At 63.9% G+C, this 13,052-nt stretch carries 9 protein-coding genes; 5 read left to right on the forward strand and 4 right to left on the reverse strand.

Translation table 11 applies throughout. The features are described from left to right. Positions 1–73 precede the first annotated feature (73 nt). Positions 74–1,516 carry a UdgX family uracil-DNA binding protein gene (locus BCCGELA001_RS13585; protein WP_008553329.1) on the reverse strand — a complete coding sequence of 481 codons (1,443 nt, stop codon included), beginning with the start codon at positions 1,514–1,516 and terminating at the stop codon, positions 74–76. Then, positions 1,516–2,751, reverse strand: coding sequence for a putative DNA modification/repair radical SAM protein (locus BCCGELA001_RS13590; protein ID WP_060735528.1), 1,236 nt, complete (start codon positions 2,749–2,751; stop codon positions 1,516–1,518). The genes BCCGELA001_RS13585 and BCCGELA001_RS13590 overlap by 1 nt, the downstream gene beginning before the upstream one ends. Positions 2,752–2,913: 162 nt before the next feature. Between BCCGELA001_RS13590 and BCCGELA001_RS13595 the strand changes: the two genes are divergently transcribed. Genes BCCGELA001_RS13595 through BCCGELA001_RS13605 form a run of 3 tightly spaced genes read left to right on the forward strand, consistent with a single transcriptional unit; the run spans position 2,914 to position 8,670 of the window. Next, a complete protein-coding gene (locus BCCGELA001_RS13595; RefSeq protein WP_008553334.1) occupies positions 2,914–3,702 on the forward strand; it encodes an ImuA family protein in 789 nt (262 codons plus the stop codon). Beyond that, positions 3,599–5,188 (forward strand): Y-family DNA polymerase, encoded by a 1,590-nt coding sequence (locus BCCGELA001_RS13600; protein WP_060735529.1) that lies wholly within the window; start codon positions 3,599–3,601, stop codon positions 5,186–5,188. Before BCCGELA001_RS13595 ends, BCCGELA001_RS13600 begins: the two co-directional genes overlap by 104 nt. Next, complete coding sequence (locus BCCGELA001_RS13605; protein ID WP_060735530.1) at positions 5,185–8,670, forward strand: error-prone DNA polymerase; 3,486 nt, start codon at positions 5,185–5,187, stop codon at positions 8,668–8,670. The genes BCCGELA001_RS13600 and BCCGELA001_RS13605 overlap by 4 nt, the downstream gene beginning before the upstream one ends. Positions 8,671–8,845: 175 nt before the next feature. On the opposite strand, the gene BCCGELA001_RS13610 is transcribed toward BCCGELA001_RS13605, so the two are convergent. Continuing rightward, on the reverse strand, positions 8,846–9,616 hold the full coding sequence (locus tag BCCGELA001_RS13610; RefSeq protein WP_008553350.1) for an SDR family NAD(P)-dependent oxidoreductase: 771 nt from the start codon (positions 9,614–9,616) through the stop codon (positions 8,846–8,848). A 214-nt stretch (positions 9,617–9,830) separates the two neighbouring features. Then, a complete protein-coding gene (locus tag BCCGELA001_RS13615; protein WP_008553352.1) occupies positions 9,831–10,118 on the reverse strand; it encodes a hypothetical protein in 288 nt (95 codons plus the stop codon). A gap of 107 nt (positions 10,119–10,225) precedes the next feature. Here BCCGELA001_RS13615 and BCCGELA001_RS13620 point away from each other — a divergent pair, with 107 nt between their 5' ends. Then, the gene (locus tag BCCGELA001_RS13620) at positions 10,226–11,638 is read left to right on the forward strand and encodes a CoA transferase (protein WP_060735531.1); all 1,413 of its coding nucleotides are present in this window, start codon (positions 10,226–10,228) and stop codon (positions 11,636–11,638) included. A 146-nt stretch (positions 11,639–11,784) separates the two neighbouring features. Continuing rightward, positions 11,785–13,029 (forward strand): efflux RND transporter periplasmic adaptor subunit, encoded by a 1,245-nt coding sequence (locus BCCGELA001_RS13625; RefSeq protein WP_060735532.1) that lies wholly within the window; start codon positions 11,785–11,787, stop codon positions 13,027–13,029. Positions 13,030–13,052: the final 23 nt, after the last annotated feature.

Raw genomic sequence — 13,052 nt, forward strand, 5'->3', positions numbered from 1 at the left:
TTAAGGGTATTGTCCGTGATGGATTTGAAGGCCGGATGACAACCAGGGCGTGAAGGGGTGTTCCTGCCGGTGTTCAGGCCGCCCGTGCAGCCTTCTTTTGCAAGCTGGCCGCGATCTTCAAGTCTTCGACGAAACGCCGATATTCCAGTACCTTGGCCTCCGGATCGGGTAGCCGCAGCAGATAGGACGGGTGCACCGTCACCAAAGCCTTGCGTCCGTCGGGTAGGTCGATGAGCCGGCCGCGGGTCTTGCCGATGGGCGTGATCTTTCCGAACACGCTTTGCGCGGCAGTGGCCCCCATCGCGACGATGAGATCGGGCTGGATTGCCGAAACTTCCCGTTCATACCATTGGCGGCACGCCCGGATCTCCGGCGTGTTCGGCTTCTGGTGCAGGCGGATCTTTCCGCGCGGCACGAATTTGAAGTGTTTGACGGCGTTGGTGACATAGACCTTCTTGCGGTCGACGCCGGCTTCCTCCAATGCGCGATCCAGCATCTGGCCGGCCGGGCCGACGAAGGGATGGCCGGCGAGGTCCTCCTTGTCGCCGGGCTGCTCGCCGATCAGCATGATGTTGGCGGATCTCGGGCCCTCGCCGAACACGGTCTGGGTCGCGTCCTTGTAGAGATGGCAGGCGCGGCAATGCGCGGCTTCCTCGCGGAGGGCTTCGAGGTCGTTGCTGGCAGTCTTGCGTATCATCGGAGCCTCCGGCCGCTTTTGAGGCTTGTGCGGATCGGTTGCGGCATTGGCGATCATGGCGCCGGTCATGCGCTCGGCATCCTCGATCAGAGGCTTAATGATCGAGGCCTCGGGCAGGTTCCTCCAGTATTTCTTCGGCATCTCGGCCTGCATCGCCTTCACCTTCAGCCGGGCCGGATTGAAGATGCTGGCGTAATAGCGTCGCCAGGTTTCCTCCAGCCGGTCTTCGCCCGGCGCCTCGCTCTTGCTAACGCCTGGCGTGAACGAGAGCCCGTGGCCGTCCCAATGCGCGCAGAGGTCCGGCGTCAGGATCGACCAGGGCATGTCGGCGAAGCGCTTGGCGAAGAACGGCGCGGCGAGTTCGACGATATGATGCTCCGGCTCGAACCAGGCGACGTAATGCGCCTGGCGTTCCCTGCCGATCTCGCGGAAGCGCACGAAGGCATGCATCTTGTGCTCGTCGCGATGAACCGCCTTCGCCATGGCCGTGACCTGCGCGACGTCGGGGTCGATCGCGACATCGATGAGATCGTGATTGTCCTTCAACCGGAACAGCAGGCGATAGAGGATCGCAAAGCGCTCGCCGTCGCGATGCAGGATCGCGGCCTTGGCGAGCTCGACGAATTTTGCCGGGACGCTGAAGGTGCCATCATTCACTTCGAGTATCGGAGAGGGCGAGGGCGGTGCGAACAAATCCGCTTCGCCGCCCTGCACGGCCCAGGTGACGTCGCGCGGCTCGACATGATGCAGCACGAGCGTGCGCGCAGCTTTGCGCCAGCCGTCGAAATCGGTTTCGGTGTCCAGGGTGATGTACTGCATCAGAAGCCAAACCCCAATTGTGTTGCCTTCGGCTTGAACCGTTCGATGAGCCCGACAGCATCGAGCCGATGCGGCGTCGGCCGGTGGTCGCTGAGGACGATGAACGGCATCGCCTTGTTCCGGGGGACATGCAGCCGCGCGAGATCGGCGAGACGGATCGTGGTCGTGCGCCGCGTTGCGATGATGCGTTCGACGGTCTTGGTGCCGAAGCCCGGCACGCGAAGCAATTCCTCGCGGCTGGCGCGGTTGACGTCGAGCGGGAAGCGGTCGCGGTGGCGCAAGGCCCAGGCGAGCTTCGGATCGATGTCGAGCGGCAGCATCGCGCTGTCGTCGACGATCTCCGCAACGTCGAAGCCGTAGAACCGCATCAGCCAGTCGGCCTGGTAGAGCCGATGCTCGCGCAGCAGCGGCGGCTGGATCAGAGGCAAGGCGCGGCTCGCATCGGGGATCGGGCTGAACGCGGAGTAATAGACACGCCGCAGCCGGTAGGCGCCGTAGAGATTGGCGCTGGTGTGGAGAATGGTCTGATCGGAGGCTGCGTCGGCACCGACGATCATTTGCGTGCTTTGCCCTGCGGGCGCGAAGCGCTGCGGTTTCGCTTTCGTTTTCGCGTTGCGGTCTTCCTCGGCCTCGTCGAGCTTCAGCCGCAGCCGGCCCATGGTGCGGCGGATCGCGCGCACGTCCTTCTCCGGCGCGAATTGCTGCAGGCTCGTCTCCTCGGGCATCTCGATGTTGATGGAGAGACGGTCGGCATATTTGCCGGCCTCCGCGATCAGCGCATCGTCGGCCTCCGGAATGGTCTTCAAATGAATGTAGCCGCGGAAGTGATGCTCCTCGCGCAGCTTTCGCGCGACGCTGACCACTTGCTCCATCGTGTAATCAGGGCTGCGGATGATGCCGGAGGAGAGGAACAGGCCCTCGATGTAGTTGCGCCGGTAGAAGTCGAGCGTGAGCTTGACCAATTCATCGACGGTGAAGCGGGCGCGCGGAACGTTGGAGGAGGCGCGGTTGACGCAATAGAGGCAGTCGTAGTTGCAGGCATTGGTCAGCAGCACCTTGAGCAGCGAGATGCAGCGTCCGTCCGGCGCGTAGGAATGGCAGATGCCCATGCCGGGCGCGGTCGAGCCCATGCCCTTGCCGTCGCTGGAATCCCGCTTCTCGGTGCCGCTGGAGGCACAGGACGCGTCGTACTTGGCGGCGTCTGCCAGGATTTCCAGCTTGCGTTGTACGTCCATATCGGAATCCCTTTGATTCAACTCACGAATCCAAAAGCGCGGCAATTCGATTGACTCTCTGCGCGCCGTTAGCTTTATATTAGAACATATCATGAACAAATGAGCCAGCCGTAGGTTCTTCTTTTGGAGATCACGGCATCAAATTCCTGAGGAGCGGCGAGCATGAGCGGCGCACGGATGAGCGCGCTTGCGACCTTGCGCGGCCAGATCGAGCGCATCGAGACGGCGGAGGTCGTGCATCAGTATGATCGCGTTGCGCTCGGCCATGGCGAGGCCGATCGCGTGCTGAAGGGCGGGCTCGCGCGCGCGGCGATCCATGAGGTGTTTTGCGAGGGGCGTCAGGGCGCCGCCGCAACGGGGTTCGTCAGCGGGCTTGCAGGCCGCGTGACGGCCCGCAAACCGCTGCTGTGGGTGCGGCAGGATTTTTCTGAAATCGAAACCGGCGCGCTGTCGATGAGCGGGCTTGCCGAGCTCGGGCTCGATCCACGTCGCGTGGTGATGGTGCGCGCCGCCGATGTCGAGAGTGCGCTGCGCACCTCGGCCGACGCACTCGCCTGCGATGCGCTCGGCGCCGTCGTGCTCGAGCTGTGGGGCGAGACCAAGCAGTTTGATCTGGTGGCGAGCCGCAAGCTGACGCTCGCCGCGCAATCTTCCGGCGTCACCGGCCTCTTGCTGCGCATGGCCGCGCAGCCGCTGCCGTCGACCGCGGAGACCCGATGGATGCTGCGTGCGGCGCATTCGCCGCCGGGCACGGCATGGAGTGCCTGGGGCGCGCCGCGCTTCGATGCTGAACTCTTGCGCAATCGTCACGGCCCGTGCGGCCGGTGGATCATGGAATGGAATTGTGATGAGTGCCAGTTCAGTGAACCGTCGACGTATTCTCAGCCTGTGGCTGCCGCGCCTGCCCATCGACCGGATTCAGCGGTTCCTTGGCAGCGCCGGGCTGGGTAAAACCAATCATGCGCCCAGCATCGTCGTCATCAAGGACAACAATGCACTGGTGATCCATGCGCTGGACGAGGCCGCCGAGCGCCTCGGCCTCTATATCGGCCAACCGCTGGCCAACGCGCGGGCGATGTGCCCGGACCTGCGTGTGTTCGATGCCGATACCGTCGCCGATGCGAAGACGCTCAGCGACATTGCCGATTGGTGCGACCGCTTCACGCCGCTGGTGGCGCTCGATCCGCCACACGGGCTGTTTCTGGACATCACAGGCTGCGCGCATCTGTTCGGCGGCGAGGCTGCGTTGTTGCGAACGCTGGTCCGTGCCTTGGCCCGGCAGGGTTTTGTCGTCAGCGCGGCGATCGCCGGCACCTCGGTCTGTGCGCGCACGCTGACGCGGCAGGCCACGGGCACCATCGTGGCCGATGGCGAGGAGGCGGAGGCGATCAGCCGGCTTCCGATCTCCGCGCTCGGCGCAGGCGAGGCCGTCACCACCGGCCTGCGCCGCGCCGGCCTGAAGACCATCGGCGATGTCGCCTCGCGCAGCGCCCACGAGATCACGGCGCGGTTCGGCGCGCGCTTCTCCGCGCTGCTGGCGCATGCGCTGGGGCAGGGCGATGCGCCGATCAATCCGCGTAAACCGCTGCCCGATTACATCGTGGAGAAACGCTTTGCCGAGCCGATCGCGACCGACACCATGATCGCGATGACGCTGTCGCGGCTGGCCGACACGCTTGTTACGTCGATGGAGAAGCAGGGCAAGGGCGCGCGGCGCCTGGAGGCCGCGTTCTTCCGCACCGACGGCGTGGTGCGTACGATCATGGTCGAGACCGGGCGGCCGGTGACGAAAAGCGCGGTGATCGACCGCCTGTTCCGCGAACGGTTGGATGCGCTCGCCGATCCCCTCGATCCCGGTTTCGGCTTCGACATGGTGCGGCTGTCGGCAAGCCGCACCGAGATCGTGGTGCAGGAGCAACGCGATCTCGACGCTCATGTCCACGACAATGACGAGCTTGCCGCGTTGATCGACCGCATCGCCGCGCGCATCGGAGGAAAACGCGTCGTCGTGCACCTGCCTGAGGATACCCATATTCCCGAATGCGCGGTGCTGGCCGCGCCGGCGCAGCATCATCTCGCCGCTGCCATGCAGGCAGAATGGCCGGCGCGGGCCGAGAGCGAGCCGCCGCTGCGCCCGTTGCGGCTGTTCGACAAGCCGGAACCGGTCACGGTGCCGTTTGCGACCGTGCCCGACGGTCCGCCGCATCAATTCACCTGGCGACGTGCAAAACATGCGGTGGTGCGGGTGGAAGGACCGGAGCGCATCGCCATGGAATGGTGGCGGGGCGGCCAGCAATCGACGCGAGACTATTTCCGTATCGAGGACGCCGAAGGCCTGCGCTTCTGGATCTTTCGCGACGGGCTCTATGACGAGTTGATTGACAAGGAGGGCAAATCCATTCCCGCGAAATGGTATGTGCATGGTCTCTTCGCATGACTACGCCTGCTTATGCCGAGATCGGCATCACCACCAATTTCTCCTTCCTGCGCGGCGGTTCGGATCCGCGCGCCTATGTTCATCAGGCCAGCATCCTCGGCATTCCCGTGATTGGTATCGCCGATCACAACACGCTGGCCGGCGTGGTGCGGGCCTACAAGGAGCTCGACAATGACAAGGTGCTGCACAAGCCGAAACTCTTGATCGGCGCTCGCATCGTCTTCATCGACGGCACGCCTGATATCCTGGTCTATCCGCGCGACCGTGCGGCCTATGGCCGGCTGTGCCAGCTCCTCACCAAGGGCAAGCGTGGCGACGACATCACGCGGATCGAGAAAGGCGAGTGCCGTCTCACCTTTGCCGATCTGCTGGAATTTGCGGAAGGACAGCTCCTGGTCCTGACGCTGCCGCATCGCTTCGACCCCGCCCAAGCGCTGGATGTTCTCGCAAAGCTCAGGGGCAGCCGCGCCGCGGGTGTGTGGTTGGCGGCGAGCCTGGTCTATCGCGGCGACGACCGGCGCCGTCTGGCGCGACTCGATGACCTCGCGATGCAGGCAAAGGTCCCGCTGCTTGCGACCAACGAGGTGCTCTATCACGATCCCGCACGCCGTCCTCTTCAGGACGTGCTGACCTGCATCCGGGAAAAGACCACGATCGAGGCCATCGGGCGTAAGCTCGAAGCCAATGCGGAGCGCTTCCTGAAGACGCCGCAGGAAATGACCCGGCTGTTCCGCGATTTCCCTGAGGCAGTCACGGAGACCATGCGCTTTGCGGACAAGATCAATTTCTCGCTCGACCAGCTCAAATACCAATATCCCGACGAGCCGGTGCCGCCGGGCAAGACCGCGCAAGGGCATCTGGAGGATCTGACCTGGGCGGGCGTCGACAAATATTTCGGCGGCATCGACAAGATCGACGCAAAGCTGCGCGCGACGCTGAAGAAAGAACTCGCGCTGATCGCCGAGCTGAAATACGCGCATTACTTCCTCACCGTACACGACATCGTCCAATACGCACGCAGCCAGAACATCCTGTGCCAGGGGCGGGGATCGGCGGCGAACTCGGCGGTGTGCTATGTGCTCGGCGTCACCTCGGTCGATCCGACCAAGGTCGATCTGCTGTTCGAGCGCTTCATCTCCAAGGAGCGGCTAGAACCGCCCGACATCGACGTCGATTTCGAGCATTCGCGGCGCGAGGAGGTGATGCAATATGTCTATCGCCGCTACGGCCGCCACCGCGCCGCGATCATCGCTACCGTCATCCATTACCGTCCGCGCAGCGCCATCCGTGACGTCGGCAAGGCGCTGGGCCTGACCGAGGACGTCACCGCTGCGCTTGCCGACACCGTCTGGGGAAGCTGGGGCAAGGGCCTCAACGACATGCAGGTCAGGCAGGCCGGGCTCGATCCCAAAAATCCCATGATCAATCTCGCGGTCGAGCTTGCGACCGAGCTGATCGAATTCCCGCGTCATCTCTCCCAGCATGTCGGCGGGTATGTGCTGACGCAGGACCGGCTCGACACCTATGTGCCGATCGGCAACGCCGCGATGGACGACCGCACCTTCATCGAATGGGACAAGGACGACGTCGATGCGCTGAGCATGATGAAGGTCGACGTGCTCGCTTTGGGCATGCTGACCTGCATCAGGAAATGTTTTGATCTGATCGATGAGCACAAAGGTGAGCGTTTTGTGCTTGCGAACGTCCCGCAAGACGATCCCAAGGTCTACGACATGCTGTGTGCCGGGGAGTCGCTCGGCGTATTCCAAGTCGAAAGCCGCGCGCAAATGAACATGTTGCCACGCCTGAAACCGCGGACGTTCTACGATCTCGTCATCGAAGTCGCGATCGTGCGCCCGGGTCCGATCCAGGGCGACATGGTGCATCCGTATTTGCGACGGCGGAACGGGCTGGAAAAAGTGAGCTACCCGTCTCCGTCGCCGGACCACGGCGACAAGGACGAGCTTTACAATGTGCTGCACAAGACATTGGGCGTGCCTCTGTTCCAGGAGCAGGCGATGCGGATCGCGATCGAGGCCGCGCACTTCACTTCCGAGGAGGCCAACGGCCTGCGCCGCTCGATGGCAACTTTCCGTAATGTCGGCACCATCGGCCAATACGAGGAGAAGCTGATCGGCAACATGGTCGCGCGCGGCTACGATGCCAATTTTGCCAGAAGCTGTTTTGATCAGATCAAAGGCTTTGGCTCCTATGGTTTTCCTGAGAGCCATGCGGCGAGCTTTGCGCAGCTCGTCTACATCTCCTCATGGTTGAAGCATTACCACCCCGACGCCTTCTGCTGCGGCCTGCTGAACTCGCAGCCGATGGGCTTTTACGCACCCGCGCAAATCGTTGGCGACGCCCGCAAGAACGGCGTTGAGGTGCGCGACATCGATGTGTCCTACAGCTTTGCGCAGAACACGCTGGAGGAGGGAAACGGCAAATATTGCGCCGTCCGTCTTGGCTTCCGCCAGATCGACGGTTTTCACTGGCTCGATGAGGATGAGGAGCGGCTGAAACGCTCCCAGCTGTCATTCCGGGGCGGCGCGTCAGCGTCGAGCCCGGAATCCATAACCCCGATCGGGAATATGGATTCTAAGGTGCGCAATTGCGCACCAGAGCTCGCGCCAAGAGGCGCGCCCCGGAATGACAACGTGGAGAGAGTGCTCGACTGGGCCGACCGCATCGTCGCGGCCCGCAACCGCCGTCCCTTCACTTCGCTCGAAGATTTTGCCCGCGACACCGGCCTGCCCAAGCGCGCGCTGATCCTGCTGGCGGATGCCGACGCGTTCCGCTCGCTCGGGCTCGACCGCCGCGAGGCACTGTGGCAGGTGCGGCGGCTGCCCGACGACGTGCCGCTGCCGCTGTTCGAGGCGGCGACCGCGCGCGAGCAGCCGGACGAAGGCGCCAAACCATTGCCGGTGATGCCGCGCGCCGAGCAGGTCGTCGCCGACTACCAGACCATCCGCCTGTCGCTGAAGGGACATCCGATGGAGTTCTTGCGCGAGATGTTCTCGCGCGAGCGCGTCGTCGCCTGCAAGAATGTCAGCCATGAGAACGAGCGGCGCCGCGTCCGCTGCGCCGGTGTGGTCCTGGTGCGGCAGCGGCCCGGCAGCGCCAGCGGCGTCGTGTTCATGACGTTGGAGGACGAGACCGGCATCGCCAATGTCGTGGTCTGGCCCAAGATCATGGAGCAGTACCGGAAAGAAGTGATGGGCGCGCGCCTCATCCTGGTCGAAGGCTACATCCAGAGCAGCCCCGAAAAGGTGACACATCTGATCGCCCAGCGCATGGTCGACCGCTCGCATGATTTGGTCGGCCTCGCAGGCGATGCCTTAAGCCGCAAGCATCCGGTGCCGGCCGGCGCCACGGTGGTCGAGCCGCTCAACGAAGACCCCCGCGCCCTCGCGGACATGCCGGCGCAGAAAGTCCGTCATCCCCGCAACGTCCGCATCCTGCCGCCGTCGCGGGATTTTCATTGAGTGAGTAGCGGAGCGCCGCAGCGAATTTGTTTGCAACGACGGCGCGCCTCATTCTCGGTCGTCATGCCCGGGGCTTGACCCGGGCATCCACGTCTTTCAGCGAGCTAGGCAGCGCGTGGATGGCCGGGTCAAGCCCGGCCATGACGGAGGAGAGAGCTCGGCAAGCCAGCTTCCCTCAAAAATTCACCCGGTTCGAGATCGCGCCATCCACGACGAGATTGGACCCGGTCGTGAATCCCGACACCGGGCTCGCCAGGAACACGGCCGCGCTCGCGATTTCCTGCGGCGTCGCCATGCGGCCGGTCGGGTTGCGGCTCATCGCGTCCTTGTAACGATCCGGCATGTTCTTCTCGATCATCTCCCAGACGCCGCCCTTGAAATAGACGGTACCGGGCGAGACCACGTTGACGCGGATTTTCTTCTTCGCATATTGCCGCGCAAGCCCCTTGGCCATGTGAATCAGCGCAGCCTTGATCGGACCGTAGGAGCTGGCGGTGTCCGCCTGCGCTGCCGAGATCGACGAGATGATCACGACGGCGGCGTCGCCGCTTCTGGCGCCGCTTGCTTCGAGGAACGGCCGGGCAGCCTCGAACGCATGCACCGCGCCGAGCACGTCGAGCCGAAAATTCTGCTCCCACGATGCAGGGTCGCCGCCCTGCGCCATCGCGCCGGCATTGGAGAACAACAGGTCGAGGCCGCCGAGCTCCTTTGCCGCGCCTTCGATCCAGCTTTTAAGCGCCGCGCCATCGGTGACGTCGACCGTGCCGCCGGTGGCGTTGACACCGCTCGCCTTCAATTCAGCCACGGTCGCCGCAACCTGATCGGCGTTGCGCGCGCACACCGCGACATTGGCGCCTTCGCCGGCCAGCGTCGCCGCGATCGCCCGCCCGATGCCGCGCGTGCCGCCGAGCACGATGGCGTTCTTTTCTTTGAGGCCGAGATCCATTGTCTGGTTTTCCTTATTGTGGTCGTGTGCGAGTGTATCCCCTTCAGGATAAACACAGAAGCCTCCTCATCGTCATTGCGAGCCAACGGGTCCGCGCGAAGCGCGGCCCGATGACAGGCTCCGCGAAGCAACCCAGAAATGCATCCGCGGAAGCAGTCTGGATTGCTTCGTCGCAAGGGCTCCGCAATGACGTCGAGAGAGAGGCACGCAATCCTCACTCCGGTGCCGCCCCCACCGGCGGGCCGCCGGGCGGGCGGTGCAGGTAGGTCAGTGAGACGTAGGCGCCGGCCCAGGAGCCGATCGCCGCGAAAGCGACATAGAAGGGATTATCGGTGTAGCTGATCACCGCATAGGAGGACAGCATGTACCAGACCGCGCTCCAGTTCGCCGCCGGGATGCGCTTGCGCGCAATCACGGCCGAGGTGAACATGACATAGACCGCGTCGGTAGCCGCCGTTGCGATGAACACGGCGCCCGCGGTGAGGGGATCGATGGCGGCCATTGCAATCCTTTCTGTGATCGTGGGAAGGTGAAAATTAGATCATGATCCGGAAGAGTCTGCAGTGGTTTTCCGAGTACCATGCGCATCCGAGCGGGAGAGAAGCGGTCATGCAAAGCCCGGCGGACATTCTCAAGGACATCTGGACCTCCGTCGGCGGGGATCCGGCTGCACTCGACCGCGTGCGGCTGACGGGCGAGGAGCCGCAGATCCCGTCCTCGTTTCGCGTAGCGGTCGCCGGGCAGACCACGATCGCCGCCGCAGGCCTTGCTGCCGCCGAAATCTGGCGGCTGCGCAGCGGTGAGGTGCAGGGCGTCTCCGTCGACATCCGCCATGCCGTCGCCGAATGCCGTTCGGAGCGATACCTCCGCCTCGACGACAAGCCGCCGCCGCCGGCCTGGGATGCCATCGCCGGCGTCTACAGGACGGGCGATGGCCGCTTCGTGCGCTGCCACACCAATTTTCCGCATCATCGCGACGCCGTCTGCGGGGTGCTCGGCTGCGAGCCGGAGCGCGAGAAGGTGCAGGCGGCGCTGACGCGATGGAAGGGCGAGGATTTCGAGACTGCGGCTTACGCCGCGGGCGGCGTCGTTGCTTTGATGCGCTCTTACGACGAATGGTCTGCATCGCCGCAAGCGCGTGCGCTCGCGCAATTGCCGCTGATCTCGATCGAGAAGATCGGCGAGGCCGCGCCAAAACCGTGGCCGCAAAGATCATCGAACAACGACCGCCCGCTCGCAGGCCTGCGCGTGCTCGATCTCTCCCGCGTCATCGCCGGTCCCGTCGCGGGCCGAACGCTCGCCGCGCACGGCGCAGACGTGCTGCTGGTATCAGGCCCCGAGTTGCCCGCGATTGACTGGCTCACCATCGACACTGGGCGCGGCAAGCTCACGACCTTCATCGAGCTCAAGAGCGAGGCGGGCAGGGCGCAGCTACGTGCGTTATTGCAGGACGCCGACATCTTCTCGCAAGGCTATCGCCCGCGCGCACTTGCGGCTCTCGGCTTCGCGCCGGAAGACGCCGCCGAAATCAATCCGGGCATCGTCTGTGTAACGCTGTCAGCCTACGGCCATGCCGGCCCCTGGGCGGAGCGGCGCGGCTTCGACTCGCTGGTGCAGACCACCACCGGCTTCAACGATGCGGAAGGGAGGGCCGCCGGCATCGACGGCCCCAAGGAATTGCCGGCGCAGATCCTCGACCACGCCACCGGATATCTGATGGCGTTCGGCGCCATGATGGCCAAAGCGCGCCAGGCGCGCGAAGGTGGCAGCTGGCACGTGCGCGTATCGCTGGCGCAGACGGGACGATGGCTGTGGGATCTCGGTCGGCTCGGCGGCGGGTTGATCACCCCGGATCTTACGGGCGAGGCTGTACATACTGCGTTCATCGAACGCATGTCATCTGGCTTCGGTATGTTGAAGGCAGTGCGCCATTCGGCGCTGCTGTCGAAAACGCCGGCGCAATGGAGCCGTCCGGCAATGCCGCTCGGCAGTCATCCGGCACGGTGGCCGGAGCGAAGCTGACACGAAGCTGACAAGTCGGAAACTTTTAACGTCAACCGCGAGGCGTCCTGCGTTTTTTAGGTTGTTTGAAATCAGAATTCAGCACTATTAGCGCGACCGATGCGGGCAATCATTTGCCGAGATCGTCGCAGAAGCGACCGGGCCCAATGGTAGTTGAGAATACCAAGCGATCGCAGGTGTTTACAAAACGACGGATGATCGCTTCCGTAGTTTTACTGGCTGTTGCCGGTGCCGCCGCCTACGGCTTTCCGTATTCGGGAGCCAAGCCAAAGAAGCATTCCGAGATTTCGAGTCAGTCGCGGAAGAATGCGCAGACCTTCACGCCGACGCCGTCGGAATGGGCGACGCTGACGATCGAGCCGGTCAAGGCCAAGAGCTTCCGGGCCGAATATGTCACCGAAGGCAAGGTCGCGGTCGACGAAGACCGCTCCACGCCGGTGTTCTCGCCCTATGCAGGCCGAGTCACCAAGCTGCTCGCCAAGCCGGGCGAGATGTTGAAGCAAGGCCAACCGCTGTTCACGATCGAAGCCGCCGACACGGTCCAGGCCCAGAACGATTTCATCGCCGCGATGACCTCGCAGAACAAGGCAAGGTCGGCGCTCGAGCTTTCCGACATCCAGTTCAAGCGCGCCAAGGACCTCTATGAGGGCCATGCCATTCCGCTGAAGGACTATCAGCAGGCGGAAGCAACCCAGGTCCAGGCACGGAACGACATGCGCTCCTCGGGAACGGCGCTCGAGGCTGCGCGCAACAAGCTGCGCATCCTCGGCTTCACCGACGAGACCATCTCTGCGTTTCAGGAGAAGGGCGTCATCAATCCGGAGATCACGATCTACTCGCCGATCTCGGGCACCGTCGTGCAGCGCAAGATTGGCCCCGGCCAGTATGTCAGCTCCGGCGCCAGCGATCCGGTCTTCGTGATCGGCGACCTCTCCACGGTCTGGCTCACCGCGTTCGTGCGCGAGAGCGATGCGGCAGCGATCTGCATTGGCCAGGACATCAGCGTCAACGTGATGGCGCTGCCCGGCCGGCCGCTGACCGCCAGGATCAACTATGTCGCCGCTGCGATCGATCCCAGCACCCGCCGCCTGCTGGTCCGGGCCACCATCGACAACAAGGAAGGCCTGCTCAAGCCGGAGATGTTCGCCAACGTCACGATCTATTCGGCCGGCGACCGTGCCGCGCCGGCGGTGCCGAAACAGGCTTTGATCTATGAAGCCGACAAGGTCCGCATCTGGGTCGCGCGGGACGACAAATCTGTCGAGCTGCGTCAGATCAAGACCGGCCTCATCAACGGCAACCTCGTCGAGGTCACCAGCAATCTGAATCCCGGCGAGCAGATCGTCACCAAAGGCAGCCTGTTCATCGACCGCGCGGCATCCGGCAGCTGATCGACGACCCAAGAAATTGAAGA

The sequence above is a fragment of the Bradyrhizobium sp. CCGE-LA001 genome, from assembly GCF_000296215.2.
In the GTDB taxonomy this organism is placed as follows: Bacteria; Pseudomonadota; Alphaproteobacteria; order Rhizobiales; family Xanthobacteraceae; genus Bradyrhizobium.

Excerpts from the sequence above, each read along its gene's own strand:
- BCCGELA001_RS13585 (WP_008553329.1), bottom strand. The coding sequence starts at position 1,516 with ATGCAGTACATCACCCTGGACACCGAAACCGATTTCGACGGCTGGCGC.
- BCCGELA001_RS13590 (WP_060735528.1), bottom strand. The coding sequence starts at position 2,751 with ATGGACGTACAACGCAAGCTGGAAATCCTGGCAGACGCCGCCAAGTAC.
- BCCGELA001_RS13595 (WP_008553334.1), top strand. The coding sequence starts at position 2,914 with ATGAGCGGCGCACGGATGAGCGCGCTTGCGACCTTGCGCGGCCAGATC.
- BCCGELA001_RS13600 (WP_060735529.1), top strand. The coding sequence starts at position 3,599 with ATGAGTGCCAGTTCAGTGAACCGTCGACGTATTCTCAGCCTGTGGCTG.
- BCCGELA001_RS13605 (WP_060735530.1), top strand. The coding sequence starts at position 5,185 with ATGACTACGCCTGCTTATGCCGAGATCGGCATCACCACCAATTTCTCC.
- BCCGELA001_RS13610 (WP_008553350.1), bottom strand. The coding sequence starts at position 9,616 with ATGGATCTCGGCCTCAAAGAAAAGAACGCCATCGTGCTCGGCGGCACG.
- BCCGELA001_RS13615 (WP_008553352.1), bottom strand. The coding sequence starts at position 10,118 with ATGGCCGCCATCGATCCCCTCACCGCGGGCGCCGTGTTCATCGCAACG.
- BCCGELA001_RS13620 (WP_060735531.1), top strand. The coding sequence starts at position 10,226 with ATGCAAAGCCCGGCGGACATTCTCAAGGACATCTGGACCTCCGTCGGC.
- BCCGELA001_RS13625 (WP_060735532.1), top strand. The coding sequence starts at position 11,785 with ATGGTAGTTGAGAATACCAAGCGATCGCAGGTGTTTACAAAACGACGG.